At 74.0% G+C, this 25,518-nt stretch carries 26 protein-coding genes; 8 read left to right on the forward strand and 18 right to left on the reverse strand.

Annotated features, from left to right (window positions below; genetic code table 11):
- The 6 genes from kdpB to ACFY60_RS16635 all read right to left on the reverse strand — a co-directional run bounded on the left by kdpB (position 1) and on the right by ACFY60_RS16635 (position 5,751).
- Positions 1 to 2,091, reverse strand: a complete 2,091-nt coding sequence (kdpB, locus tag ACFY60_RS16610; RefSeq protein WP_388614633.1) for a potassium-transporting ATPase subunit KdpB — start codon at positions 2,089 to 2,091, stop codon at positions 1 to 3.
- Positions 2,088 to 3,752: a potassium-transporting ATPase subunit KdpA gene (gene kdpA / locus ACFY60_RS16615; RefSeq protein WP_388614636.1), complete on the reverse strand. Its 1,665-nt coding sequence runs from the start codon at positions 3,750 to 3,752 to the stop codon at positions 2,088 to 2,090. Before kdpA ends, kdpB begins: the two co-directional genes overlap by 4 nt.
- An 8-nt stretch (positions 3,753 to 3,760) precedes the next feature.
- Positions 3,761 to 3,850, reverse strand: a complete 90-nt coding sequence (gene kdpF / locus ACFY60_RS16620) for a K(+)-transporting ATPase subunit F (RefSeq protein WP_309053715.1) — start codon at positions 3,848 to 3,850, stop codon at positions 3,761 to 3,763.
- A 368-nt stretch (positions 3,851 to 4,218) separates the two neighbouring features.
- Positions 4,219 to 4,416, reverse strand: coding sequence for a DUF2795 domain-containing protein (locus ACFY60_RS16625; RefSeq protein WP_388614639.1), 198 nt, complete (start codon positions 4,414 to 4,416; stop codon positions 4,219 to 4,221).
- Positions 4,417 to 4,539: 123 nt separating this feature from the next.
- Positions 4,540 to 5,253: a phosphodiesterase gene (locus tag ACFY60_RS16630; RefSeq protein WP_388614641.1), complete on the reverse strand. Its 714-nt coding sequence runs from the start codon at positions 5,251 to 5,253 to the stop codon at positions 4,540 to 4,542.
- A 3-nt stretch (positions 5,254 to 5,256) separates the two neighbouring features.
- Positions 5,257 to 5,751: a hypothetical protein gene (locus ACFY60_RS16635; RefSeq protein ID WP_388614642.1), complete on the reverse strand. Its 495-nt coding sequence runs from the start codon at positions 5,749 to 5,751 to the stop codon at positions 5,257 to 5,259.
- Positions 5,752 to 5,914: 163 nt separating this feature from the next.
- Between ACFY60_RS16635 and ACFY60_RS16640 the strand changes: the two genes are divergently transcribed.
- Positions 5,915 to 6,334 (forward strand): Rieske (2Fe-2S) protein, encoded by a 420-nt coding sequence (locus tag ACFY60_RS16640; RefSeq protein WP_388614645.1) that lies wholly within the window; start codon positions 5,915 to 5,917, stop codon positions 6,332 to 6,334.
- A gap of 80 nt (positions 6,335 to 6,414) precedes the next feature.
- Here the strand turns inward: ACFY60_RS16640 and ACFY60_RS16645 are convergent, their stop codons facing one another.
- Positions 6,415 to 7,317, reverse strand: coding sequence for a LysR family transcriptional regulator (locus tag ACFY60_RS16645; protein WP_388614648.1), 903 nt, complete (start codon positions 7,315 to 7,317; stop codon positions 6,415 to 6,417).
- Between the two features lie 75 nt (positions 7,318 to 7,392).
- Here ACFY60_RS16645 and ACFY60_RS16650 point away from each other — a divergent pair, with 75 nt between their 5' ends.
- Complete coding sequence (locus ACFY60_RS16650; RefSeq protein ID WP_388614650.1) at positions 7,393 to 8,409, forward strand: DMT family transporter; 1,017 nt, start codon at positions 7,393 to 7,395, stop codon at positions 8,407 to 8,409.
- Between the two features lie 241 nt (positions 8,410 to 8,650).
- Here ACFY60_RS16650 and ACFY60_RS16655 read toward each other — a convergent pair whose 3' ends face one another.
- On the reverse strand, positions 8,651 to 9,985 hold the full coding sequence (locus ACFY60_RS16655; RefSeq protein WP_388614653.1) for an aminotransferase class I/II-fold pyridoxal phosphate-dependent enzyme: 1,335 nt from the start codon (positions 9,983 to 9,985) through the stop codon (positions 8,651 to 8,653).
- Between the two features lie 35 nt (positions 9,986 to 10,020).
- Here ACFY60_RS16655 and ACFY60_RS16660 point away from each other — a divergent pair, with 35 nt between their 5' ends.
- On the forward strand, positions 10,021 to 10,725 hold the full coding sequence (locus ACFY60_RS16660) for a pyridoxamine 5'-phosphate oxidase family protein (protein ID WP_388614656.1): 705 nt from the start codon (positions 10,021 to 10,023) through the stop codon (positions 10,723 to 10,725).
- Positions 10,719 to 11,402, forward strand: coding sequence for an FMN-binding negative transcriptional regulator (locus ACFY60_RS16665; protein WP_388614657.1), 684 nt, complete (start codon positions 10,719 to 10,721; stop codon positions 11,400 to 11,402). Before ACFY60_RS16660 ends, ACFY60_RS16665 begins: the two co-directional genes overlap by 7 nt.
- 7 nt (positions 11,403 to 11,409) lie before the next feature.
- Here ACFY60_RS16665 and ACFY60_RS16670 read toward each other — a convergent pair whose 3' ends face one another.
- The 6 genes from ACFY60_RS16670 to ACFY60_RS16695 form a co-directional block, all read right to left on the reverse strand.
- Positions 11,410 to 12,285 carry a maleylpyruvate isomerase N-terminal domain-containing protein gene (locus tag ACFY60_RS16670; protein WP_388614660.1) on the reverse strand — a complete coding sequence of 292 codons (876 nt, stop codon included), beginning with the start codon at positions 12,283 to 12,285 and terminating at the stop codon, positions 11,410 to 11,412.
- A 94-nt stretch (positions 12,286 to 12,379) separates the two neighbouring features.
- Positions 12,380 to 12,631, reverse strand: a complete 252-nt coding sequence (locus ACFY60_RS16675; RefSeq protein WP_388614662.1) for a hypothetical protein — start codon at positions 12,629 to 12,631, stop codon at positions 12,380 to 12,382.
- Complete coding sequence (locus ACFY60_RS16680; RefSeq protein ID WP_345286536.1) at positions 12,628 to 12,927, reverse strand: hypothetical protein; 300 nt, start codon at positions 12,925 to 12,927, stop codon at positions 12,628 to 12,630. The genes ACFY60_RS16675 and ACFY60_RS16680 overlap by 4 nt, the downstream gene beginning before the upstream one ends.
- A 179-nt stretch (positions 12,928 to 13,106) precedes the next feature.
- Positions 13,107 to 14,108, reverse strand: a complete 1,002-nt coding sequence (locus ACFY60_RS16685) for a DMT family transporter (RefSeq protein WP_388614664.1) — start codon at positions 14,106 to 14,108, stop codon at positions 13,107 to 13,109.
- Positions 14,109 to 14,278: 170 nt separating this feature from the next.
- On the reverse strand, positions 14,279 to 15,307 hold the full coding sequence (locus tag ACFY60_RS16690) for a DMT family transporter (RefSeq protein WP_388614666.1): 1,029 nt from the start codon (positions 15,305 to 15,307) through the stop codon (positions 14,279 to 14,281).
- Between the two features lie 41 nt (positions 15,308 to 15,348).
- Positions 15,349 to 16,077: a Clp protease N-terminal domain-containing protein gene (locus tag ACFY60_RS16695; protein WP_388614741.1), complete on the reverse strand. Its 729-nt coding sequence runs from the start codon at positions 16,075 to 16,077 to the stop codon at positions 15,349 to 15,351.
- Positions 16,078 to 16,439: 362 nt separating this feature from the next.
- Here ACFY60_RS16695 and ACFY60_RS16700 point away from each other — a divergent pair, with 362 nt between their 5' ends.
- On the forward strand, positions 16,440 to 16,664 hold the full coding sequence (locus tag ACFY60_RS16700; RefSeq protein ID WP_388614669.1) for a hypothetical protein: 225 nt from the start codon (positions 16,440 to 16,442) through the stop codon (positions 16,662 to 16,664).
- Positions 16,665 to 16,694: 30 nt separating this feature from the next.
- Here ACFY60_RS16700 and ACFY60_RS16705 read toward each other — a convergent pair whose 3' ends face one another.
- On the reverse strand, positions 16,695 to 17,315 hold the full coding sequence (locus ACFY60_RS16705) for a PadR family transcriptional regulator (RefSeq protein WP_388614672.1): 621 nt from the start codon (positions 17,313 to 17,315) through the stop codon (positions 16,695 to 16,697).
- A 151-nt stretch (positions 17,316 to 17,466) separates the two neighbouring features.
- Between ACFY60_RS16705 and ACFY60_RS16710 the strand changes: the two genes are divergently transcribed.
- The gene (locus ACFY60_RS16710) at positions 17,467 to 18,276 is read left to right on the forward strand and encodes a PhzF family phenazine biosynthesis protein (RefSeq protein WP_388614674.1); all 810 of its coding nucleotides are present in this window, start codon (positions 17,467 to 17,469) and stop codon (positions 18,274 to 18,276) included.
- Between the two features lie 80 nt (positions 18,277 to 18,356).
- On the opposite strand, the gene ACFY60_RS16715 is transcribed toward ACFY60_RS16710, so the two are convergent.
- Complete coding sequence (locus ACFY60_RS16715) at positions 18,357 to 19,133, reverse strand: CPBP family intramembrane glutamic endopeptidase (protein WP_388614676.1); 777 nt, start codon at positions 19,131 to 19,133, stop codon at positions 18,357 to 18,359.
- Positions 19,134 to 19,250: 117 nt separating this feature from the next.
- A complete protein-coding gene (locus tag ACFY60_RS16720) occupies positions 19,251 to 20,750 on the reverse strand; it encodes a glutamate--cysteine ligase (RefSeq protein ID WP_388614679.1) in 1,500 nt (499 codons plus the stop codon).
- A 481-nt stretch (positions 20,751 to 21,231) separates the two neighbouring features.
- On the opposite strand from ACFY60_RS16720, the gene ACFY60_RS16725 reads away from it, so the two are divergent.
- Positions 21,232 to 21,849: a hypothetical protein gene (locus tag ACFY60_RS16725; RefSeq protein WP_388614681.1), complete on the forward strand. Its 618-nt coding sequence runs from the start codon at positions 21,232 to 21,234 to the stop codon at positions 21,847 to 21,849.
- Positions 21,850 to 22,190: 341 nt separating this feature from the next.
- The gene (locus ACFY60_RS16730) at positions 22,191 to 22,397 is read left to right on the forward strand and encodes a DUF5999 family protein (protein WP_388614683.1); all 207 of its coding nucleotides are present in this window, start codon (positions 22,191 to 22,193) and stop codon (positions 22,395 to 22,397) included.
- Between the two features lie 73 nt (positions 22,398 to 22,470).
- On the opposite strand, the gene gcvP is transcribed toward ACFY60_RS16730, so the two are convergent.
- On the reverse strand, positions 22,471 to 25,356 hold the full coding sequence (gene gcvP, locus ACFY60_RS16735) for an aminomethyl-transferring glycine dehydrogenase (RefSeq protein ID WP_388614686.1): 2,886 nt from the start codon (positions 25,354 to 25,356) through the stop codon (positions 22,471 to 22,473).
- Positions 25,357 to 25,518 lie beyond the last annotated feature (162 nt).

Genomic DNA, 25,518 nt, shown 5'->3' on the forward strand with positions numbered 1-25,518 from the left:
TCAGCCGATTCCGGGGAGGAGGGAGAGGAGCAGGTCGATGAGTTTGATGCCGATGAAGGGGGCGATCAGGCCGCCGAGGCCGTAGAGGCCGAGATTGCGGCGGAGCAGGGCGTCGGCGCCCGCGGCCCGGTGGCGCACGCCCCGCAGGGCGAGCGGCACGAGGGCCAGGATGATCAGCGCGTTGAAGATGACGGCGGAGAGGATCGCCGACTCGGGCGAGGCCAGGCGCATGACGTTGAGCCGGTCCAGCGACGGGTACGCCGCCGCGAACAGGGCGGGGATGACGGCGAAGTACTTCGCCACGTCGTTGGCGAGGGAGAAGGTGGTCAGGGCCCCGCGGGTGATGAGGAGCTGTTTGCCGATCTCGACGATCTCGATGAGTTTGGTCGGGTCGGAGTCGAGGTCGACCATGTTGCCGGCCTCCTTGGCGGCCGACGTGCCCGTGTTCATGGCGACGCCGACGTCGGCCTGGGCGAGCGCGGGGGCGTCGTTCGTCCCGTCGCCGGTCATCGCGACGAGCTTGCCGCCGGCCTGCTCGCGCTTGATGAGCGCGAGTTTGTCCTCGGGGGTGGCCTCGGCGAGGTAGTCGTCGACACCCGCCTCCTCGGCGATGGCCTTGGCGGTGAGCGGGTTGTCACCGGTGATCATGACGGTTCTGATGCCCATGCGGCGCAGTTCCGCGAACCGGGCCCGCATGCCGTCCTTCACGACGTCCTTGAGGTGGATCACACCCAGGACGCGGGCACGGCCGGTGTCCTCGACGGCGACGAGGAGCGGGGTGCCGCCGGCCGCGGCGATGCGGTCGGTGAGCTCACGGGCGTCATCGGGGACGGTGCCGCCGTGCTCCTCCACCCAGGCGAGGACGGAACCGGCGGCGCCCTTGCGGATCCGGCGCCCGCCGTCGTCCACGCCCGACATGCGGGTCCGGGCGGAGAACGCGATCCAGGTCGCGTGCGGGAGTTCGTCCGGGTGGCGCTCGCTCACCCGGTACGTCCCGTGGGCGAGGGCCACGATCGAGCGGCCTTCGGGGGTCTCGTCCGCGAGCGAGGACAGCTGTGCGGCCTCGGCGACCTCCGCCTCCGTCACCCCGGGCACGGGCAGGAAGGCGGCGGCCCGCCGGTTGCCGAGCGTGATGGTGCCCGTCTTGTCCAGGAGGAGGGTGGAGACGTCCCCGGCCGCCTCGACGGCCCGGCCGGACCGGGCCAGGACGTTGCGCCGGACGAGCCGGTCCATGCCCGCGATGCCGATCGCGGAGAGCAGGGCGCCGATCGTCGTCGGGATGAGGCACACGAGGAGGGCGGTCAGCACGACGAGGGACGTCTGTCCGTCGGCGCCCGCGTACATCGCGAAGGGCTTGAGGGTGACGACGGCGAGCAGGAAGACGAGGGTGAGCGAGGCCAGCAGGATGGTGAGGGCGATCTCGTTCGGGGTCTTCTGCCGGTCGGCGCCCTCGACGAGGCGGATCATGCGGTCGATGAAGGTCTCTCCGGGCCTGGCGGTGATCGTGACGACGATCCGGTCGGACAGCACCCTCGTCCCGCCGGTGACCGCCGAGCGGTCACCGCCCGACTCGCGGATGACGGGCGCCGACTCCCCGGTGACGGCGGACTCGTCGACGGAGGCGACGCCTTCCACGACGTCACCGTCACCGGGTATGACGTCCCCGGCCTCGCAGACCACGCGGTCACCGACGCGCAGCTCGGTGCCGGGCACCTTCTCCTCCGTTCCCCCCGGTGTCAGCCGGCGGGCGACCGTGCCCGTCCTGGCCCTGCGGAGGGTGTCGGCCTGGGCCTTGCCCCGCCCTTCGGCCACGGCCTCCGCGAGGTTGGCGAAGAGCGTGGTGAGCCACAGCCAGCCGGCGATCGCCCAGCCGAAGAGGTCACCCGGCTCGCGGAGCGCGAGGACGGTGGTGAAGACCGAGCCGACGAGCACCACGAACATCACGGGCGTTCTGACCATGACCCGGGGGTCGAGCTTGCGCGCCGCGTCCGGCAGCGCGGCGAGCAGACGGCGGGTGCCGGACACCTGCTCGGGGGTGGGGGCCGGTGCGGGGACCGGCGGGGAGGCGGGTGTGCGTGTGGTGGTGCTCATGCTGCGAGCCCTTCGGCGAGCGGGCCCAGGGCGAGGGCCGGGAAGTAGGTGAGACCGGCGACGATCGCGACGGTGCCGGCGAGGAGACCGGAGAACAACGGCTTCTCGGTGCGCAGGGTGCCCGCGGTCGCGGGCACGGGCACCTGCCGGGCCAGTGAGCCGGCGAGGGCGAGCACGAACACCATGGGCAGGAAGCGGCCGAGCAGCATCGCGATCCCGAGGGTGGTGTTGAACCAGGGGGTGTCCGCGTTCAGACCGGCGAAGGCGGAGCCGTTGTTCTGGGCGGCGGAGGTGTAGGCGTAGAGGATCTCGGAGAACCCGTGGGCCCCGGAGTTCGTCGTGGCCCCCGCCGGGCCGTCGAGGGAGACCGAGGCCGCGGTCAGGCCGAGCACCAGCGCGGGCGTGACCAGGAGGTAGCAGGCGGCGTGGGTGATCTCGCGGCTGCCGATCTTCCTGCCCAGGTACTCGGGCGTGCGGCCGACCATCAGTCCGGCGAGGAAGACGGCGACGACCGCCATGATCAGCATGCCGTAGAGGCCGGAGCCCACCCCGCCGGGGGCGATCTCGCCGAGCTGCATGCCCAGCATCGCGATCCCGCCGCCGAAGCCGGTGAAGGAGGAGTGGAAGGAGTTGACGGCGCCGGTCGACGTGAGCGTGGTGGCCACCGCGAAGAGCGAGGAACCGGCGATGCCGAACCGGGTCTCCTTGCCTTCCATGGCCCCGCCCGCGAGCTCGAAGGCGGGACCCCGGCCCGCGAACTCGGTGGCCAGCATGAGGGCGGTGAGGACCAGCCAGATGACGCCCATCGTGGCGAGGATCGCGTACCCCTGCCGTACCGAGCCGACCATCCGGCCGAAGGTCCGGGTCAGCGCGACGGGGACGAGGAGGATCAGGAAGATCTGGAAGAGGTTGGAGACCGGGTTCGGATTCTCGAAGGGGTGGGCGGAGTTGGCGTTGAAGTAGCCGCCGCCGTTGGTGCCCAGGTTCTTGATCGCCTCCTGGGAGGCGACCGCGCCTCCGTTCCACTGCTGGGTGCCGCCGAGGAAGCGGCCGACCTCGTGGATGCCGGAGAAGTTCTGGATCGTGCCGCAGGCGACCAGGACGAGCGCGCCGGCCACGGACAGCGGCAGCAGGACGCGGGTCACGCCCCGGACCAGATCGGCCCAGAAGTTGCCCAGCTCACCCGTACGGGAGCGGGCGAAGCCGCGGACGAACGCGACCGCGACCGCCATGCCCACCGCGGCCGAGACGAAGTTCTGCACCGCCAGGCCGCCGGTCTGCACGAGGTGGCCCATGGCCTGCTCGCCCGCGTACGACTGCCAGTTGGTGTTGGAGACGAAGGACGCGGCCGTGTTGAACGCCTGGTCCGGGTCGATCGACACGAAGCCGAGGGAGCCGGGCAGCGAGCCCTGGAGCCGCTGGAGCAGGTACAGGAACAGCACGCCGGCCGCCGAGAAGGCGAGCACCCCGCGCAGGTAGGCGGGCCAGCGCATCTCCGTGTCGGGGTCGGCGCCGATCGCCCGGTAGATCCACCGCTCGGCGCGCAGGTGCCGGGAGGAGGTGTAGACGCGGGCCATGTGGTCGCCCAGGGGCCGGTATGCCAGACCGAGGGCCACGACCAGCGCGAGGAGCTGGAGGATTCCAGCGAGAACGGGACTCATGTACGGCCTCAGAACCTCTCCGGCTTGAGGAGGGCGAGGACGAGATATCCCACGAGGGCGGCGGCCACGAGCAGACCGACGACGTTCTCTGCGGTCACTGCCCGGCCACCCCCTTGGCGGTCAGGGCCACCAGCGCGAAGACCGCGAGGGTCATGAGGACGAAGGCCACGTCGGCCATCGTGAGCTCCCGGAGGTCGAAGACGGTACGAAGGGTCCGCCCCGGCCCGCGGGGAAGCGGGGCGCCGGGGGGACCCGTACGAGGAAAACCCCCGCCCGGCCCGCCCGCGGGCTCCGTTGACGCTCCTCTGACGCGGGCCCCGGCCGTCTTGACGGCTCCTGTACGGGCGGGGCGGGCCGCGCCGGGACGGCGGCTTCCCAGGGTGCGGGTACACACGTCCGCGCGCCCCGGGCGGTCGCCGGGGCGCGCGGGGCGGGCCGCACGGCCCGTGTCCGTGCCGGGGGCCGGCTAGGAGCCGCCTCCGAAGACCGACTTCTGGACGTCGTCGGGGCCGTCGTACCGCTTCGACCCCGAGTCCTCCAGCTTCCTCACGACGGCGTCGTCGGCACCGTTCTTCCTGGCCACGGAGACCAGGTCGTCACCGCTCGCCGGGTACTCGGCCCCCTTGAGGGCCTTCTGCACGTCGATGGGGCTGACATCCGCCATGACGGTTCCTCCTCTGTTCCCGGGGCCCTCCGGGGGCCCAGTCGTCCAACGGCGCGGAGGGGACGGCTCCGCTCTCTGGCGGCGGCTGCCCGGAATCGGTCCGCCGATGCGCGCGGACCGCCGTCATCGGGCCGTGGCCCCTCTGCCCGTGCGCGAGGCGGCGTAGGCGGCCTCGCGCAGCCGGGCGAGGCGGGAGGTCGGGCGCAGGCCGGGCAGGCGGTGCAGGTACGGGTCGTAGGCGTCGGTGGCCTCGGGCGGTCCCTCCTGCGGCGTTCCGGTGGTGAGCGTCCCCAGCACGTGCCAGGTGTTCCGCGGCCCCACCGCGCACAGCGCGAAGGTCAGGGGGCCGGCGCGCAGTGCCGCGCGGAGCCCGGCGAGGGTCCCGGGGACCCTGAGATCGGGGCCGGGCAGGGGACGGAGGGCCAGGACGGCCGTCCGGTCGCCGAGCCGGTAGGAGAGGAGCGTCGAGCAGGGACCGGCCAGCGCGTCGCGGCGCGGCAGCGGCAGGTGCCGGGTCCAGCGGCCGCTGCCGCTGCTGGTGAACAGCAGGTCCAGCGGTTGTCCGGGGCCGCCCGCGTCGGGGACCCGCAGGGCGATCCCCAGGCCGTCGGGCAGCCCGGCGGGCAGGCCGAGCGCGCGGGACCAGCGCAGCCGCACCGGGTGGTCGGCCGGCTCGTCGAGCCACGGGACGCCCCACCGGACGCCGGCCGGGCGGACGCGCAGGACACCGGTGGCCCGGACCCCGTGCGGATGGAGGGCGGGGGCGTGCCGCCGCCGGGCGACCGCGTGTGCGAGGCGGGCGGCGAGACCGGGGAGCGAAGAGGCCGGGGCGCGCACGGCTCACCGCCCGCCGGGGAGCGTACGGAGCCACGCGGGGCGCCGGCCGGTGCCCGCCCGGCGGGGTGCGCCGGGGCCGGAGACCGCGCGCGGGGGCAGCGGGCCCGCCCGCCACCAGGCCACGAGCCAGGCGATCTCCTTCGCCGCGTCCATCAGGTAGGTCGGGCGGATCCTGCCCCGGGGGACGTACACGAGGTCGACGGCCAGGAAGGTGAGGGCCGTGCCGATGCCCACCCTGCGTGCGTGCCGCAGGCCCTCGGGGTCGTTCGCGGCCCGCAGCATGCTCCAGCCCGCCGAGGCCAGCAGGCCGCCACTGGTCTTCTGCAGCCAGTCGTCGGCCTTCGGCCCGTACACCCACTCGAACGTCCGCAGCGAGAGCAGCGGCCACGCGCCGCCGACGATGTTGAACAGGCCCTGGGCGCGGGCGACGGTCGCGTGCCGGGGGCCGGTGCTGCCGGGGCGGGCCCGGGAGGCCGGTGTGGTCGTTGTCTTCATCATGGGGGGCGACTGTCCGCTCCGGGCGCCCGGAAACGGTGCCGGTCCCGCCGGACCGGCACCCTCACGCGAACGGCCGGGGTGGCGAAGTGCCCGTACCGCGCACGGGCCGTACCTCGGAGCCGTACCGTCGGATCCGGCAATGTCCCCGGGGAAGGGAAGCGGCATGAGCGGAGTGGCGCGCCGGACGGTGGTCTCGGCGGCGGGTGGCGCGGGTCTGGCGGCGGCGCTCGCCGCCTGCGGCGGCGGAACGGGCGAGCGGCGGGAACCGGACGGGAAGACGGACGGCGGGGGCGAGGGCGCCGTCCTCGCCACGGTTGGGGAGGTCCCGGTCGGCGGCGGGAAGGTCGTGGCCGGACACGGGGTGGTGATCACCCAGCCGAAGCCGGGCGAGTTCAAGGCCTTCTCCTCCACCTGCCCCCACGCGGGATGCACCGTCGGCCGCGTGGAGGCGGGGGCGATCGTGTGCCCCTGCCACCAGAGCCGCTTCGACCTGTCGGACGGCAGCGTGACGTCGGGGCCGGCCAAGGAGCCCCTGCCGCCGATGCCGATCCAGGTCGTCGGGGAGGAGATCAGCTTCGGCTGAGGAGGCCGGGGGTCCCGCGTCCGCGCCGGGGGCTCCGGCCGGAAGGATCTCTCCCCGGGACCGGTCCCGTGGACCGCCGCTCAGCCGCCGAGGGGTTCGGCGGCGGCCCGCAGCGCCTCCACGACCGCCCGGACCGAGGGACGCCGGCCGGCGTCCCCGCGCCAGGTGGCGTAGATGTGCCGCCGCACCTGCTGCCGTACGGGCACGAACACGACGCCCTCCGGCTGGGGCCGGCCGAGCCTGGGAGTCACACACACGCCGAACCCGGCGGCGACCAGGGCCAGTTGGGTGTGGTGTTCGCCCGCGAAGTGGCCGAGGCGGGGTTCGATGCCCTGCGAGCGGAGGGTGAACATCAGCCAGTCGTGGCAGAACTCGCCCTCCGGCCAGGACACCCACTCCTCGTCGGCGAAGTCCGCGAGGTCCACCGCCTCGCGCCCGGCGAACCGGTGCCCGGCGGGCAGGGCGACGTCGGCGCTGTCGTCCAGGAGGTGCGCCCGCTCCAGGCCGCCGGGCACCGGGGCGCGCTTGTTGCTCCAGTCCAGGACGATCGCCAGGTCCGCGTCGCCGCGCAGCACCGCGCGCACGCCCGGCTCCGGCTCCATCTCGGTGGTTCGCACGCGCAGGTCCGGGTGGCCGGCGCGGAGGGCGGTGAGCGCGCCGGGGAACAGTCCGCGCGCGGCCGTCGGGAAGGCGGCGAGCCGGACCTCGCCGACCACCTGGCCGCGCTGGGCCTCGATGTCGGCCTGGGCGCGCTGGACCTGGGCGAGGATGGCGGCCGCGTGCTCGGCGAGCAGGAACCCGGCGTCGGTGAGCCGGACACCCCGCCCGTTCTTGGCGAGGAGCCGCTGCCCCACCTCCCGTTCGAGCTTGGAGAGTTGCTGGGAGACGGCGGAGGTGGTGACGTGCAGGCCCTCGGCCGCGCCGCTGACCGAGCCGTGCCGTGCCACGGCGTCGAGGGTGCGCAGGCGCTCCAGATTCAACATGTAAGCGATCCTAAGACAAGGGGTCGAAGAATTCTCGCTTGTTCTAAGACGTGGGGGCCGGTCACGCTGTGGGGCATGAGCCCCGCAGCCACCCGCACCCCGCCTTCCCCCGCCACCCCCGGACGACCGTCCCCCTTGCTGGACTGGCGTGTCCGTTTCGGCGCGCTGGCCCTGATCTGGGGCTTCAGCTTCCTCCTCATCAAGGTGGGGACCGAGGGCTTCGCACCGTTCCAGGTGACCTTCGGCCGCCTGCTGTTCGGTACGGCGGTGCTGGCCGTCGCTCTCGTCGTGAAGCGGGACCGGCTGCCGCGCGGTGCCCGCGTCTGGGGCCATCTGACGGTGGCGGCGTTCCTCCTCAACGCCCTGCCGTTCTCGCTGTTCGCGTACGCGGAGCTGTCGATCCCTTCGACCCTGGCGGGTATCTGCAACGCGACGACGCCCCTGTGGGGCATGGCGCTGTCGCTGGTGGCGCTCTCCGAGGACCGCCCCACGCGGGTGCGGGCGGCGGGGCTCGGCATCGGTTTCATGGGGGTGCTCACGGTGCTCGGGGCCTGGCAGGGCTTCTCGGGCCTGGACGTGACCGGCACGGCGCTGGCCCTGCTCGCCTCCTTCAGCTACGCGGTGGGCTGGATCTACGTGCGCAGGACCCTGAGCGGCACCGGCACCTCGCATCTGTCCCTGGCGGCCTCGCAGGTGGGCGTCGCAACCGTGCAACTGGCCCTGGTGACACCGCTGTTCACCTCCGTACCGGAGTCGGTCGAGATCGTGCCGCTGCTGGCGGTGATCGCGCTCGGCGCCCTCGGCACGGGGTACGCGATGCTCCTCCAGTACGGCGTCGTGGCGGAGGTGGGACCGACGACCGCCTCCATGGTCACGTACTTCATCCCGGTCATCGCCACGGCGGCGGGAGTCGCGCTCCTGGACGAGCGGCTCAGCTGGAACACGCCGGTCGGCGCGCTCGTGGTGCTCGCGGGCGCGGCCCTGACGCAGACCCGCCGCTCCCCCACCGCCCCGCGTCCGGCCGCCGAGCCGCCGGCCGGACACGCCGCCCCGCCGGGGGTGGCGACCCGCCCGGAGGCCGTCCGCACGTGAGGCCCGTCATCACGTGAGGCCCGTCATCACGAGCGCCCGCCAGTCCCTGGACCCCGCCACGAGCCTCACCGCCACCGATGCCCGCCCCGGCGGATGGCCCGAACTGGCAGGTGTGCGCCCAGGAACCGGCCGCCGGTACGAAGCCGGACGGGCAGCCCGGCCCCCCTCACCGCCGCCAGCACCGCACCGAGCGGCCCCGCCCGCGCGGCGGGGCCGCTCGCGGCCGTCGGGCGGACGCGCCCTACCCGTAACTCCTGGCCTGCGCCGGCCCCGCCGCGCGGGCCACGGCCTCGGCCAGGGGCTCGATGTCCCGGGGGGCGAGCCGCGAGACGGTGAGCCGGACGGCCGGCCCGGTCGCGAGGCGGAAGCGCGCCCCGGGGGCGACCGCCCAGCCGGCGGCCAGGAGCGCCGTCACCGCGCCCGTCTCGTCGGCCACCGGCACCCAGACGTTCATGCCGCCGCGCCCGTGCGCCTCGACGCCCCGCCGGGCCAGGGCCCGGACGAGTCCGTCGCGCCGCGCCCCGTACGAGCGGGCGACGCGGGCCGGGTCGAGGGCGTCGGTGGTCCAGAGGTGCGCGACGGTCCGCTGGAGCAGTCGGCTCACCCAGCCGGGACCGAGGCGCTGGCGCCCCAGCACCCGGTCGACGGTCTCGGCGTCCCCGGTGAAGGCGGCGATCCGCAGGTCCGGGCCGTAGGCCTTGGCGACCGAGCGGACCAGCACCCAGTGGTCGGTGACACCCGCCAGCGGGTGCAGCGGCTGCGCCACGATGCCGTGGCCGTGGTCGTCCTCCACCAGCAGCACGTCGGGCCGGGCGGCGAGCACCGCCCGCAGGTGCCGCGCGCGTTCCCGGGTGACACAGGCGCCGGTCGGATTCTGCGCCCGGTCGGTGACGACGACCGCGCGGGCCCCGTCCCGGACGATCGCCCGCTCGACCTCCCCGGGCAGCGGACCCTCGTCGTCCAGGGCCATGGGGACCGGCCGCAGGCCGAGCGCCGGCACGAGGTCGAGCAGGCTGCCCCACCCCGGGTCCTCGACGGCGACGGCGTCGCCGGGCCGCAGCCGGGCGGCGAGCACCCTCTCGATGGCGTCCAGGGAGCCGGAGGCGACACCGACCGGACCGGCCGGCACCCCGTCGGCGTCGAAGGCGGCACGGGCGAGCTCCGCGAACTCCCCGTCCACCGGCGCCTGGCCGTACACCCCGGGCGCCTCGGCGTAGCGGCGGGCGACCTCGGCGAGGGCCTCGTCCAGTCTCGGGAGCAGGTCGGGGTCGGGGTTTCCGTCGCTCACGTCCCGGACACCGGGCGGGGCCTCCACCCGGATCGAGCCGCGCGCGGTCGTGGCGGGCCGGGGGCGGACCCGGCTGCCGCGCCGGCCGTCGGTCTCGATGACGCCGCGCTCGCGCAGGGTGCGGTAGGCGGCGGCGACGGTGTTGGGGTTCACCCCGAGCTCCGTCGCCAACTCCCTGAGCGGTGGCAGGAGCCGCCCCGGTTCGAGCGCTCCCGTTCCCACTCCGCGTTCCACGCTGGCGGCGATCTCCGATGCGCGGCGGCCTTCGATCCGATATTCTCCTAGCACAAAACACATTATGCACTAGTGCAATGGAGAGCACAATGAGTGCCACGCCGGACACCTATCCGCCGACCGGCCGGACCGTCCCGACCCGCTCCCGCCACCGCGCCTCGTACGACAAGGACCTCGTCCACGCGATACTCGACGAGGGCTCGGTCTGCCACCTCGGCTTCGTCCGCGACGGCGCCCCCGTCGTCCTCCCCACGCTCTACGGCCGGGTCGGCGGCCGGCTCTACGTCCACGGCTCCACCGGCTCGCGCCCGCTGCGGGCCGCCGGCCGCGGCGAGGACGCCCCCGGTCTGCCCGTCTGCCTGACCGTGACCCACGTCGACGGCCTGGTGCTCGCCCGCTCCGCCTTCCACCACTCCCTCAACTACCGCTCGGTCGTCGTGCACGGCACCGCCCACCAGGTCACCGACCCGGAGGAGGTGCGCACCGCCCTCGACGCCCTGGTGGACCAGGTCGTGCCCGGCCGCTCGCGCGACGCGCGCCCCGCGAACGCCAAGGAACTCGCCGCCACCGCCGTCCTCCGCCTCGACCTCGCGGAGGTCTCCGCGAAGGTCCGCACCGGCGGCCCCAACGACGACCCCGAGGACCTCGGCCTCCCCCACTGGACCGGCGTCGTCCCGGTCCGCAGGGGGTACGGCACCCCCGAGCCGGCCGCCGACCTCGACCCGTCCGTCGCCCTGCCCGGCTACCTCGCCGCGCTCGTCCGGCCGCGCCCCGAGGAGACCCCGTCGTGCTGATCCACCCCTGGGACGCCGCCCACGACGAGGGCGAGTGGCGTGACTGGCTCTCCCGCCACGACTTCGGGCAGCTCGCCGTGAACGGCCTCCCCGGTGAACCGCCGTGGGTGCAGCCCCTGCACTTCCGGTACGACGCCGAGCCGGGCCCGTACGGCGAGGCCGTCACCCACCTCGCCCGCCCCAACCCGCTGTGGCACGCCCTGGAGGCACACCCGGTGGTCCTGCTCAGCGTCGTGGACGACTACGTGTACGTGCCCGGCCCCTGGACCGCCCCCGAGGGCGCGCCGCCCGAACACGGCACTCCGACCTCGTACTACGCCGCCGTCCAACTGCGCTGCACGGCGCACGTGGTGGACGACCCGGCCGAGAAGGCCGAGCTGCTCAACCGGCAGGTGGCCCACTTCCAGCCGGACGGCGGCACGATGCCGGCCGTTCCGGGCGAGGCGCCCTTCGGCCGCATGCTGCCGGGCATCCGCGGGCTGCGCCTGGAAGTGACCGGGGTCCGGGCGAAGTTCAAGTACGCCGGCAACAAGCCGCCGGAGGTCCGGGAGCGCGTGTCGGCCCGGCTCGCCGAGCGCCGGGGCCCCGGAGACCTCGCCGCCCGCGCCCATCAGCTCCGCCGCGGCCCGTCGGTGACGCCGGCGACCTCCCCCGGGCCGGAAACGCCCGCCACCTGACGGTCCATCACCCAGGCCGGGTCAGGGGGCGGAGACGAGCACGCCGAGCCGGGGGGGCGAGCCAGGGCCTGCGGCCGCCCGCCCGCATGCCACCCCGTGCGATCGCCTTCCACACCGGCACGCGCCGGAAGGCGACGAGCAGGAACGTCCTCGGCTCCGCCGTGATCCGGCAGTCGTAGGCGCGCGGCGGCGCGTCACGGGTCACGGTCGCCGTCCCGTCCTCGACGACGACGGCGAGCCGCGGGCCGCCTCTGACGACGAGGTCGAAGGCGACGCGCACGCCCCGGGCCCGCTTCTCGTCCACGGCCAGGGTCATCAGCGCCGGCATGACCTGCCCGATCACCAGTGCGGCCTCCTCCGCGCCGATCGGCCACGGCAGCCCCGCGCCGCGCGCGATGTCGAGACCGTGAACGAGGCTCTCACTGAGCATCAGGCCGGTCACCACCGAGAGGTCGAGCGTCGCGCCCTCGCCGTACCAGGGCACGGCGACGGGGGTGTCGGGTGCGAGACCCTCGGTGTCCCGGAGGAACACGGCACCCCGCTCCGCGAGGAAGTCGGCGCACGCACCGCCCGTGAGCCCGCGGAAGAGCTCCACGGACCGGGCGTTCACGGCCGTGATCCGGTCGGTGAACGACAGGTCGCCGGCCGGCACGACGTCGTGCCGGTCCAGGAACCCGTCGCCGGAGACGGCGGAGTGGAAGGCGAGGTACACCGCCGCGAGGTGGGCGCCGACGTCGCCCACCGTCCAGGCCGGTACCCCGGAGCCCGCGTCCGGGTCGGGGGCGTCGCGCACCAGGCGCACCAGACGCGGTACGGCTCCGGCCAGGGCGGCCCTGGTCCGCTCGTGCTCGGCGACGGGATCGAAGCGCGTGACGGTCCCCATACCACTCCCCGGTGGGTGACGGACCGGCAGATTACCGCCGGGTAGCACCGGAGCGACAGACCCCGGCGCGCCGTGACACCGGCCGGCAGGGCGTCTACTCGCCGCCCGCGTACGCGATGGTGAGGACCGTGAGGGTCCGGGTGTCGTGGCCGATCAGGATGACCGCGGTGACGTGGCCGCGCGCGACCGTACGGACGATGCCGTCGTCCTGCCCGTACGGTTCGGAGCGGGCCAGCGGGTCCTGCTGGGCGTCGACCAGGCAGACGGCGAGGTCACGACGGGCCCCGTCGGGCAGCTGCTTGTACGTCTCGAACACGTCGGCCGAGAAGTGGAGCCGGTAGGTCACTCCGCTCCCCGCCCCCGCGCGTCACGGGTTCCGGCGTCCCGCAGGACCTCGCCCGTCCGGTCGTCCGCCGCCAGGTCCAGGGGCAGCTCCCCCGTCACCTTCGCGGAGACCCGGGCGGTCTCGATCCGGCCGGCCGCGGCGTCGAGGCTCTCGGCCACCGCCGCCCACCGCTCCAGGACCGCCGGCAGTTCCTCGATCGGGGTGAGGTTCACGTCGGCGAGGAGCTGCTGACGGGACGCCGAGTGCGGCAGCACGTGATGAAGCCGGTCCACGGTCCATGTCTGGCGTGCGGTCACGTCGTCCTCCCCGGGGCGTCGCTCCTGTCCGTGCCAGGGTACGCGCCGGGGTACGGCCCGGTCAGTACGCCCGGCGGCCCCGTTCGCCACCGGGCGGGACGCCCCGAACGGCTGTCCGCGCCCGCGCCCCGCCTGCCGGGCAGGTCACGCCCGCCACGCGGTAAGCCCGCGCGAGGCCGCTACTTTCCGGACACGGCCCAGGCCGGCGCCGCGTCCGCGTCGGGGCCGGTGCCCCGTCGCCGCTGCCGGTCCACCGCCGCCCTCGCCTCGGCGAGGGCGAGGCCGGTGACGGCGGCGAGGAGCAGCACGGTGCCGAGGACGGTGGCGGCGGTGAGCCGTTCACCGAGCAGCGTGACGGCCATGACGGCGGCGCTCACCGGTTCCAGGAGCATGATCACGGACACGGTGGCGGACCGGACGACCGCGGCCCCGGCGAAATACAGCGCGTACGCGAGCGCGGTCGGCACGGCCGCCACGTACAGCAGGAGGAGCAGCGTCCGCACCGGCTCGCCGGTGTGCGGGACCAGTCCCTCGGCGGCGGCCAGGGGCAGCAGGCCGACGGCCCCGACGGCGAAGGCCCACGTGGTGGTCGAGAGGGCGTCCGTACGGCCGCCGTCGCGGCCGAGCCACCGGGTGAGCAGGGTGATCGCCGCGTATCCGGCGGCGGAGACGACGGCCAGGAAGACGCCGAACGGTCGGACCTCCGCCTCACCGCCGCCGAGGACGAGGACGGCGAGGCCGGCGAGGGCTCCGGTGACGGCGGCGAGACCGCCGGCGCCGAGGCGCTCGCCCAGGGTGAGCCGGGCGCCGGCCGCGATGAGGACGGGCCCGGCGCCCAGGGTGACGACGGTGGCGACGGCGAGGCCGGTGGTCTGGACGGCGGCGAAGTAGGCGCTCTGGAAGACGGTGAGGCCGAGTCCGGTGCCGAGGACGCGGACGAGCCGGCGGCGGCGCGGTTCGGGGGTGCCGGCGGCGGCCCGCCGGGGTCGCAGCGCGAGCGCGCCCAGGAGCAGGACGAGCCCGCCGGCGCAGCGCCAGAAGGAGAGGGCGAGGGGGCCCATGTCTCCGGCGCGGAAGACGAGTGAGGCGGCGGCACCGGCCGTGCCCCAGGCGATGCCGGCGACGATGAGACAGAGCAGACTCCGCCCGGTGGACAGGGTGGATCCCGAGGTGGTGGACACGTGACTTCTCCGTGGAAGACGGGGGAACGGTGGTCGCTGGATCCGCGCGCGGGCAGCGACGAACCGCTCGGGGCGGAGATCCGCCGGGCCGAGCCGCGTCTTCGTCGGAAGGCTCGCCGCGCGCCTAGGCGGCGGGCGGCGGAAGAACGTTCGCGTGCATGATCGGCACCCTAGGGGGTGGGCCGTCCGGCGGACAACCGGGTTTCCGGCCCGTCCGCCCGCTCGCCGTCCGGCTTCTCACGGCCCTCGCCGTCCGGCCCGTCCCCGGACCCGGCGACCGGTCCCGCCGGGGCCTTCGGGGTGGCGGACTGGGCGATGAAGGCGCCGATCAGGACGACCGCGCCGCCGATGATCTGGGGCGCCTTCAGGTGCTCGCCGAGGAGCACCCAGGCCAGGACGGTGGCGATCACCGCTTCCAGGCAGGCCACCACGCCGGCGACCTGCGGCGAGAGCCGGCGGACCGAGACGACGCCGGTGACGTACGCGAGGACGGTGGCGATCAGCACGATCCAGCCGAGCAGCAGCCAGGCGGGCACGGCGGTGCCGTCCATGTCGGCGCTGCCGGCGAGGACGGACGTGTCCATGCGCCACGGGCGGGCCACGGCGGTGAGGACGAGGGCACCGATGAGCAGTCCGTACGCGATGACACCGAGCGGGTCGGCCTGGCCGTCCTCGTCGGCGCCCTGGTCGGAGAGGACGAAGTAACCGACCTGGCAACAGGCGGCGCCGAGGGCGAGGAGCAGGCCGAGGAGGTCGAAGCTCAGTCCGGACCAGACCTGGACGACGCAGGCGAGGCCGCCGACGGCGAGGACGACGCCGAGCGCGGCGGCGCGGGTGACGGGCCGACGCTGCACGAAGCGGACCCAGCCGAGGACGAGGGCCGGGGCGAGGTACTCGATGAGCAGGGCGACGCCGACCGGGATGCGGGAGATCGACGCGAAGTAGAAGGCCTGGACACCGGCGACGGCGAGCAGGCCGAAGCCGGCGAGCAGGGCCGGTTTGCGGCGCAGGAGCTCCCGGTGGCGCCAGGCCACCGGGAGCATGACGAGCGCGGCGCCGGCGACGCGGAGCCAGACGACGTGCAGCGGGTCGAGACCCGCTTCGATGAGCGGCTTGGCCGCCACTCCCGAACCACCGAATGCGAGGGCCGAGGCCAGGGCGAGTCCCAGGCCGGCGCTCTTCCCCTGAGACGCGTGCATCGGGCCATCATGACAGGAGGCGGTCAGCAGCGTCACCTCCGTCACACCTGTTGAGACGCCCCCTTCCGGGACGGTTCGCCCGCCGCCGGAAGGGCCTCGATCCGCCCCACGGGCCGCCCTTCGATCCGGTCACCGGTCCGCCCCGCCGCCCGGGACGCGATCCGCTCCTCGGCGCGGGCGGCCAGGGCCACCGGGTCGACACCGGCGCCGCGCAGCACCTCGGCGGCCCGGCTCTCGGGGTCGGCGGCCACGACGGCGAGCACGTCGAGGCCGCGGGCGTGCTCCTCGCCGCGCGCGGCGGCCCTCCGGAAGGCCTCCTCCAGGGCGGTGGCGGCCGCGGGTGACCAGGCGGAGCCCCGGCCTCCGGCTCCGGTCGCCCCGCGCACGGCGGGGAGGGCCCGGCGGGCGGCGGACTCCTCGACCGAGCGCTGCCAGCGCAGGCCGTAACCGATGGACCGCTGGACGAGATAGCCGAGGACCCGGGCCCGCTGGTGGCCGCTGTCGAAGGCGGCGCCGGCCTCGGGGTCCGACTCGACGAGCGCGTGCAGGAGGTGCGCGGTGTCGATCTGGCGGTCGCCGTCCCGCAGCGCCCTGCGGCGCGCGCCCGTCACGACGGTCGCGAGCACCGGGGCGAGTCCGGCCGCGAGATCCCCACGCAGGGCCGGGGGCTGTCGCGGGAGCCGTACGGCGGAGGGGGTGCCCGCCCGGGGAACGGGGGCGGCTCCCGGCCCCGCCCCTTCGGCCGGCTCCGCCCCGGCGCCCGGCCGCATTCCTTCGGCCACCCTCACTCTCCCGTCCGTCACCGCTCCGTCGTCCTGCCGCACGGCGCCGGCCGCGTCCGGCGCGGCGGACGGCCCGGGGTGCGTCTGCGGCGGAGCGGGCGGGTGCGGGGGCCGGCTCGTGTGGGGAGCCGGATGCGGGACGGGACTGTGCACCCTTCCAGCTCATCAGCCCCGGCGCTCGGGCACATCGCCGGTGAGGAGCATGTCCGCATCCCACCGGAGTGGGGTACGGGCACACGGTTCCTCCTCCTTACGGATGAGATCGCGTGAGTTCACCCGGGGAAGCGCGCGCCGCCTTGCGTGGCGCCGCCCCGGCAACCACGCACCCCGTCCCGTGCGTCCCTTCCCATGTGTTCTGGATGGTGGGCCTGCCCGCACGTGACGGGCGGCAGTACGTGTACCGGGTGTACGCCCCGCGCGACGCGCTGCGGGCCGACCTGTTCTGGGCCGCGTACCACTGCCACGAGGACGAGGGCGCGCCCCGCGCCTCGGACTCCTTCGACTCGGCCGAGATCTGGTGGATCGGCCACGGCGCGGGTCCGGCCACGGCGGAGCTGACGGCCCACCGCAACTGATGGGCCGTCGGCGGGCGGGCCACGGCCGCCTCAGTGCTCGTCGGCCAGGATGAGGTACAGCTTCTTGCGGGCGTCGTTGAGCACGTCGACCGCCTTCTGCCGCTGCTCGGCGCTGCCGGTCTTCCAGACCTGCCCGAACGCCTCCATCAGACCGAGACCGGCCTGCCGGATCTCGTTCACGGCCTCCCAGTCGACGCCGCGTCCGGCCTCCTCCCACGGGGCCTCGGGTCCCGAGCCGGCCTCGGCGCGTCCGGCCTCGGTGAGCGTGAACAGCTTCTTGCCGCCCTCGCTCTCGCTGACGATCAGCCCCTCGTCCTCCAGCATCTGGAGGGTCGGGTAGACCGAGCCGGGGCTGGGCTTCCATGCCCCGCCGCTGCGGTCGCCGATCTCCTGGATCATCTCGTAGCCGTGCATCGGGCGGTCCTTCAGCAGGGCCAGGATCGAGGCCCGCACATCGCCGCGCCGCGCCCGCCCGCGGCCTCCGCCGCGCCCGCGCCCACCGCCGAAGGGACCCCCACCGAAGGGACCGCCGCCGAAGCCCGGCCCGAAGGGGCCGAAGGCGGCGCGGCGGCCGTCGACGTCACCTCGGGGCCCGGGTCCGCGGTGTCCCCCTCCGGGGCCGTGCCCGTATCCGTGTCCATGAGAACGCATCGCAACGCTCCTTCCTTCGATTTTCCTTCTATGAACTGTCGCGATGTTTCAACGATATATCGGAAGCACTCGCTCGACAAGCGAGGGGCCGGTCCAGTGATCCCGGATTGGCCTTGGCCGGTGCTCCGGCCGCACGGGTACGGTCCGGGGCATGCGGATCCGAATCGTCGACGCCTTCACCGACCAGCCCTTCTCCGGCAACCCGGCCGGGGTCCTGCTCCTCGAGTCGTTCCCCGAGGACGACTGGCTCCGGGCCGTGGCGGCCGAGGTCAACCTCTCCGAGACGGCCTTCGCCCATCCCCTCCCCGCCGGCGGCGAGGCGGACTGGGCGCTGCGCTGGTTCACCCCGACCACCGAGGTCGACATGTGCGGCCACGCCACCCTCGCCACCGCCCACGTCCTGCGCTCCACCGGCCGGGCGGACGGTCCCGTCCGCTTCGCGACGCGCAGCGGGGTTCTCGGCGCCACCGCGGAGGACGACGGCGCGATCACGATGGACTTCCCGACCTCCTCCCACACGCCCGTCGCCGCTCCGGAGGGCCTCGCGCGGGCGCTCGGCGCCGAGGTGGTCGCCGTCCACGACACGGCCGCGCACCTCGGAGACCTCCTGGTGGAACTCCGTGACGAGACGGCCGTCAGGTCCCTCGCCCCCGATTTCGCCGCCCTGAAGGGCATGTCCTCGCGCGGGATCGTCACGACCGCCGCCGCCCGGCACCCGGACGCGGGGCACGACTTCGTCTCGCGCTGCTTCTTCCCCGCCCTCGGGATCGACGAGGACCCGGTCACCGGCAGCGCCCACACGGCGCTCGCCCCGTACTGGGCGGCCCGGTTCGGACGGGACGATCTGACCGGCCTGCAGGGCGGCACCCGCACCGGCTTCGTGCGGACCAGGCTGCGCGGCGACCGCACGCTCCTCACCGGGCACGCGCGCACGGTCATCGACGGCGAGCTGCACGCCTGACCGACCGGCCGCCGCCCCCTGCCGTACGGCGAAGGGGCGTACGGCACGGTGCCGTACGCCCCTTCGTCACACGCCCGCCGTCAGACGGTCGGCAGCCAGCCCACCTCGCCCGCCAGCAGTCCGTAGCCGACGAAGGCCACGATGTCGAGCAGGGCGTGCGCCACCACCAGCGGACCGACCCGTCCCCAGCGCCGGTAAAGGAGCACGAAGACGACGCCCATGACGACGTTGCCGACGAAGCCGCCGACACCCTGGTAGAGGTGGTACGAGCCGCGCAGCACCGAGCTGGCCGCCAGCGCCGCCACCGGCGACCAGCCCAGCCCGTCCAGACGGCGCAGCAGGTAGCCGACGACGATCACCTCCTCCACCACGGAGTTCTGCACCGCGGAGAGGATCAGGACGGGGTACTTCCACCACACCTCGGGCAGCGACTCCGGCACCACGGTCAGGTTGAATCCGGACGCCCGCGCCGCCAGGTAGAAGGCGAGGCCCGCGCCGCCGATCGCGGCGGCGACCAGCGCCCCGCGCCCCAGGTCCGGCCAGGGCCGCGTCCGGTCGAAGCCGATCGCCCGCATCCCGGCGCCCTCCCGCAGCAGCAGGTGCGCCACGAGGAGGACGGGCACCAGCGCCGTGGCGATGCCGAACAGCTGCCAGGACAGGTCGAGCCACGGCCGCCCGGGCGCGTACGAGCCGTTGAGCGTGGCCGCCTGCTCCTTGAGCGACCCGGGCCTGGTGAGCGAGCCGACGAAGCTGATGAGCGAGGACACCGCGCTCGCGCCGAGCGAGAGGGCCAGCACGAGAAGCGTCTCGGAGCGCAGGAGGCGCGGCGGCCCCTCGGCCGGCAGGGGTTCGCTCATCCGTCGTTCCGACACCACCACACCCGTCTCCCGTTCCCGGTCACGCCCCGAGCACGACCACCCTGACATGATCGCGCACGCGCCGGCGGCACCGGAGCGGGAGACGGGCCGGCCGCGTCAGCCGGTCCCCACCGGCCAGGTGTGCACGGGTTCGCCGGTCAGCGTCAGTTCCCGGTAGCGGCGGGTGGTCGCGGCGAGCGCCGCCTCGCGGTCCAGGCCGTCGCCCCGCGCCTTGTGGAAGGTGTCGGCCTGCCAGGAGGCGCCGTTGACCCGCCGCAGGCAGCGCTGTTCGATCACCCCGAGGTAGAAGTCCCGGTCGGCCGGCTCCACGTGCCAGGCGTCGAGCCCGGCCGCGGCGAGCGGCAGCAGCTCGTCCAGGACGAGCCGTACGGCGGGCAGGGTGGCGACCCCGCCGGCGCGCCCCTGCCGGGGCCAGCGCAGCTCCGCCTCGATGCCGTGCCGGCAGGCGGTGTCGAAGTTGGCCTCCGCGTCCGCGAACTCCATCCGCCTCCACACCGGGCGGGGGTCGTCGGCGAGCGAGCGCACGAGGCCGTAGTAGAAGGCCGCGTTGGCGATGACGTCCGTGACGGTGGGCCCCGCGGGCAGCACCCGGTTCTCCACCCGCAGGTGGGGGACGCCGTCGACCCAGCCGTACACGGGGCGGTTCCAGCGGTAGACGGTTCCGTTGTGCAGGACGAGTTCGTGAAGGCGCGGCACCCGGCCCTCGTCGAGGGCGAGCAGGGGGTCCTCGTCGTCGCAGATCGGCAGCAGGGCGGGGAAGTAGCGCAGGTTCTCCTCGAAGAGGTCGTACGCCGAGTCCACCCACCGCTCCCCGAACCAGGTGCGCGGCCGTACGCCCTGGGCCTGGAGTTCGGGCGGCCTGGTGTCGGTGGCCTGGAGGAAGAGGGGCGGCCTGGACTCGCGCCACAGTTCGCGGCCGAAGACGAAGGGGGCGTTGGCCCCCAGGGCTATCTGGACGCCGGCCACGGCCTGGGCCGCGTTCCAGACGGCGGCGAACCGGGCGGGCGTGACCTGGAGGTGCAGCTGGACGGAGGTGCAGGCCGCCTCGGGGACGATCGATTCCGAGGTGCACAGGAGCCGTTCGACGCCGTGGATGTCGAGGGTGAAGTCCTCCCCCCGCGCGGCGAGGATCTGGTCGTTGAGCAGCGTGTAGCGGTCGGCCGCCGACAGGTTCTCGAAGACCAGATCCCGCTGGGCGAGCGTGGGGAGTATGCCGATCATGAGCACGCCCGCGTCGAGTTCGGCGGCCTTGCGGTCGGCGTACCCGAGGCTCGTCCTCACCTCCTCGGCGAGCCGGTCGAATACCCGGCCGGCGAGGCGGTGGGGGGCGATGTTCACTTCCAGGTTGAACATTCCGAGTTCCGTCTGGAAATCGGGGCTCGCGATCTTCTGGAGAACGGGTCCGTTGAGCATGCGGGGCAGCCCGTCGGCGCCCGCGAGATTGAGTTCGATCTCCAGTCCCATGAGATTTCTCGGACGGTCGAACCTCTTCTCCGCCAGCAGTCTCGCGAGTCCCGCGAGACACTGCTGGAGTTTCGTGCGGTACCGCTGCCGGTCGGACGGGGCGAACCCGTCCGCCACGACTTTCTCCCCCATCTAAGGGTCCCTCCCGCCCTGGGCGGCCGCCACGACGGCCGCGTGTCACGGACGATTGTGCCCATCCCGCTGATCCACAACCCCTGCGCGCGAAGCCGTCGGCGGTTAGGCTGCACCGGGCACTCCACCGGCACGGTCCGAGGACACTCCGCGACGTCATATACCAATGTCATATTGACTTACCGAGTGGGGTCGTCATTCAGCCGTCCGCCACTGCGGGGAATGCGCAGGCGGCGGTCCCGTCGATGTCACTATTCCGTTTCAAGTGCCTCGTAATACGGCTTGTTGACGTCTTGTCAGGAATAACGGGGCCGTCTAGCGGAAACACTGTGTGAACACGTGTCGTATAAACTCCGCGGACGAGGCAGAGTGTTGGCGCCCGGCCATGGCCGCACGGCCCCTCTCTGGCCCCGCTCGCCGACAGCGCCGTCGTGTACCTGCCCACGCGTCACCGTGTCTCCTGAGTGAGAGGCGACCCACCATGCTCCGACGTTCCCCGGCCCCCGCGCCGGCCCTCCGCAGTGTCCTCGCGGCGCTCGGCTCCCCCACCGCGGTGAGCGAGACCCGAACTCCCGCACTGCGGGCCGCACAGGGGCCGCTGAGCCCCGAACTCCCGCTGCCCGTGCACGTCCTCGGCGTCACCGGCGTCCCCGGGGCCGCCCCCGGAGCACCCTCCGCGGTGACACCCCGCACCCGGCTCGTCGGCTGGCGCTTCCTCATCCGGAGCGGAGACCGGGCGATCGCCGCCGGGGACACCATGCTCACACCGGACGGCTGGTCCTTCTCGCACTTCTTCGAAGGGCCCTACGTCCTCTCGACGGAGCGGGCCCTGGCCCAGGCCGAGGCGCTGCCCACGCTGTACCAGCCCCGGCTGCTCTCCATCCCGGAGCTCTACATGCTGACGCTCTGGCTGCACGCCGAACCGGACGAGGAGGGCACCCCGGCGGCGCCGGCGGCGGCCGACCTCCTGGTGCCGCTGGCCCCGGCGCCACCCGGGATCGCGGCCCACCGCCCGTACCGGATCGCCGACCTCCTGCCCGTGCTGACGACCCGCCTCGCGTCGCCGCCGCCCCTCGCGGGCTCGGCGGCGCCCGCCTGATCCCCCCTCGCCGCACCCCGACACCGCCCCGTGGTCCGGCCGGACCACGGGGCGCACCGCTGCCCGGGACCGGGCACCGTATCCCGCCGAACACCGCGCCCGAACACCCCTCCCGTACGGACTAGCCCGCTCGGGCCATCCCGAACCACCCGAAGGGACGGGGGGGTTGCCCTGAACCGCCCCTGCGGGTGACGCGTCTTCCCGGGAGAGGACGAGCTGACCCGAAATCCCTGCGGAAGGCCGTCCGTGAGGCAAGACTGGGACCATCGAACCGACCGACGGGGGCGGCCATGAGCGCGAGCCGCAGGACATCCACCACGACGCAGCGAAAGAACCCACCCATGTGCCAGCACCAGCCTGCCTGTCCCACCGCCGACTCCCCCGACCGGGAGGCGGCCCGCCTGATGGCACACCACCCGGAGCAGGGCTGGAGCCTGCTGTGCAACGGCGTCCTCCTCTTCGAGGACACCGGTGAACTGCTGCCGGACGGCCAGATCATCGCACCGCACCGGCCGCTGACGACGGGCCGGGTCACGACCGCCGCCTGACCGCGGCGGAAACGGCCGAGGGCCGGCCCGGAGAGTTCTCCGGGCCGGCCCTCGGCCGTGCGAGCCGCGCGGCTCAGTGGTCGTACTCGTCCAGCGGCGGGCAGGAGCAGACCAGGTTCCGGTCGCCGAAGGCGCCGTCGATCCGGCGCACCGGCGGCCAGTACTTGTCCGCGGCCGAGACGCCGGCCGGGAAGACGGCCTCGTCGCGGGTGTACGGGTGGGACCACTCGCCACCCAGCGCGGCGGCGGTGTGCGGGGCGTTGCGCAGCGGGTTGTCGTCCGCCGGCCACACGCCGGAGGCGACCTTCTCGATCTCGGCCCGGATCGCGATCATCGTGTCGCAGAAACGGTCGAGCTCGGCCAGGTCCTCGGACTCGGTGGGCTCGATCATCAGCGTGCCGGCGACCGGGAAGGACATGGTCGGCGCGTGGAAGCCGTAGTCGATCAGGCGCTTGGCGATGTCGTCGACGCTGACCCCGGTCGCCTTGGAGAGCGGGCGCAGGTCCACGATGCACTCGTGGGCGACCAGTCCGGCCGGACCGGTGTAGAGCACCGGGTAGTGCGGCTCCAGGCGCTTGGCGATGTAGTTCGCCGCGAGGACGGCGACCTGCGTGGCGCGCTTGAGGCCCTCGCCGCCCATGAGGCGGACGTACGACCAGGAGATCGGCAGGATGCCGGCGGAACCCCACGGCGCGGCCGAGATGGGCCCGACGCCGGTCTCGGGGCCCGCGGTGGGCTGGAGCGGGTGGTTGGGCAGGTACGGGGCGAGGTGCTCGCGCACCGCGACCGGGCCGACGCCGGGGCCGCCGCCGCCGTGCGGGATGCAGAAGGTCTTGTGCAGGTTCAGGTGCGAGACGTCGCCGCCGAACTTGCCCGGCTTGGCGAGGCCGACCAGCGCGTTGAGGTTGGCGCCGTCGACGTACACCTGGCCGCCGGCCTCGTGCACCTCGGCGCAGATGTCCGCGACGTGCTCCTCGAAGACGCCGTGCGTCGACGGGTAGGTGATCATCAGGACAGACAGCTCGTCGCGGTACTGCGCGATCTTGGCGCGCAGGTCCTCGACGTCGACCTCGCCGTCGTCGGCGGTCCTGACGACGACGACCTTCATGCCGGCCATCACGGCGGAGGCGGCGTTGGTGCCGTGCGCGGAGGAGGGGATGAGGCAGACCGTGCGCTGCTCGTCGCCGTTGGCGCGGTGGTAGGCGCGGACCGCGAGGAGACCCGCGAGCTCGCCCTGCGAGCCGGCGTTCGGCTGGAGGGAGACCTTGTCGTAGCCGGTGACCTCGGCGAGGCGCTCCTCCAGCTCGGTGATGAGCGTGAGGTAGCCCTGCGCCTGCTCGACCGGGGCGAAGGGGTGGATCTGGCCGAACTCGGGCCAGGTCACCGACTCCATCTCGGTCGTCGCGTTGAGCTTCATGGTGCAGGACCCCAGCGGGATCATGCCGCGGTCGAGCGCGTAATCGCGGTCGGCCAGCCTGCGCAGGTAGCGCAGCATCGAGGTCTCGGAGCGGTGCGCGTGGAAGACCGGGTGGGTCAGGTACGCGTCGGAGCGCAGCGCGTCGGCGGGCAGCGCGTTCTCGGTGACCGCGTCGAGCGCCTCGACGTCGGCGGTGACGCCGAAGGCGCCCCACACGGCGGCGAGCTGGGCGCGGGTGGTGGTCTCGTCGCAGGACATCGACACGCGGTCGGCGTCGACGCGGTACAGGTTGACACCGGCCTCGCGGGCGGCGGCCACGACCGCGTCGGCGCGGCCCGGGACGCGGGCGGTCAGGGTGTCGAAGAAGGCGCCCTGGACGAGCTCCACGCCTCCGGCGCGCAGACCGGCGGCGAGGATCGCGGCGTACCGGTGGGTGCGCTCGGCGATCTGCTTGAGACCGTCCGGACCGTGGTAGACGGCGTACATGCCGGCCATGACGGCGAGCAGGACCTGGGCGGTGCAGATGTTGCTGGTGGCCTTCTCGCGGCGGATGTGCTGCTCGCGGGTCTGCAGGGCCAGGCGGTAGGCGCGGTTGCCGTCGGCGTCGACGGAGACGCCGACGAGACGGCCGGGAAGGGAGCGGGCGTGCTTGTCCTGGACGGCCATGTAGCCGGCGTGCGGGCCGCCGAAGCCCATCGGCACGCCGAAGCGCTGGGTGGTGCCGACGGCGATGTCGGCGCCGAGGGAGCCGGGCGAGGCGAGCAGCGTGAGGGCGAGCAGGTCGGCGGCGACGGTGACGATCGCGCCGAGCTCGTGGGCCTGGTCGATGACCGGCTTGATGTCCCGCACGGCACCGGAGGCGCCCGGGTACTGCAGCAGCACGCCGAAGACGCCGCGCTCGGCGATCTCGGCCGGGATGCCGGCGGACAGGTCGGTGACGACGACCTCGACCCCGGTCGGTTCGGCCCGCGTCCGGATGACCGCGATGGTCTGCGGCAGGGCGTCGGCGTCGACGACGAAGACGCCGTTCTTGACCTTGCCGACGCGCCGCGAGAGCGCCATGGCCTCGGCGGCGGCGGTGCTCTCGTCGAGGAGGGAGGCGCCCGAGGTGGGCAGACCGGTCAGGTCGGCGACCATGGTCTGGAAGTTCAGCAGGGCCTCCAGGCGGCCCTGGGAGATCTCCGGCTGGTACGGGGTGTACGCCGTGTACCAGGCGGGGTTCTCCATCACGTTCCGCAGGATCACCGGCGGGGTGAAGGTCCCGTAGTAGCCGAGACCGATCATCGGGGCGAGGACCTGGTTGCGGTCGGCGAGGTCGCGCAGCTCGGCGAGGACCTCGGCCTCCGTCCGGGCACCGGGCAGCCCCAGTGCCTCGGCGTTCTTGATCACGTCCGGCACCGCGGCGGCGGTGAGCTCGTCCAGCGAGCCGTACCCGACCTGGGCGAGCATCTTGGCGCGCGCCTCGGCGTCGGGGCCGATGTGCCGCTGCTCGAAGGGAATGCCCTGCTCGAGCTCGGAGAGCGGGATGCGGTTGGCGGTCATGTGCGGGGGCCTCCTGGTCGTCACGACCTGCGAGGGGCACCACGGCGCGGGTGCCCGGACGGCCTCCCCCTCTGTCATCTCAACCTGAGAGCTTCACCGGCACGCCACGGGGGCACGCCGGCTTTCACCGTCGGTGAGAGCGGATGCCGTCGGACTCCCGCT

This window comes from Streptomyces sp. NPDC012827, from assembly GCF_042900905.1.
GTDB lineage: Bacteria > Actinomycetota > Actinomycetes > Streptomycetales > Streptomycetaceae > Streptomyces > Streptomyces gulbargensis.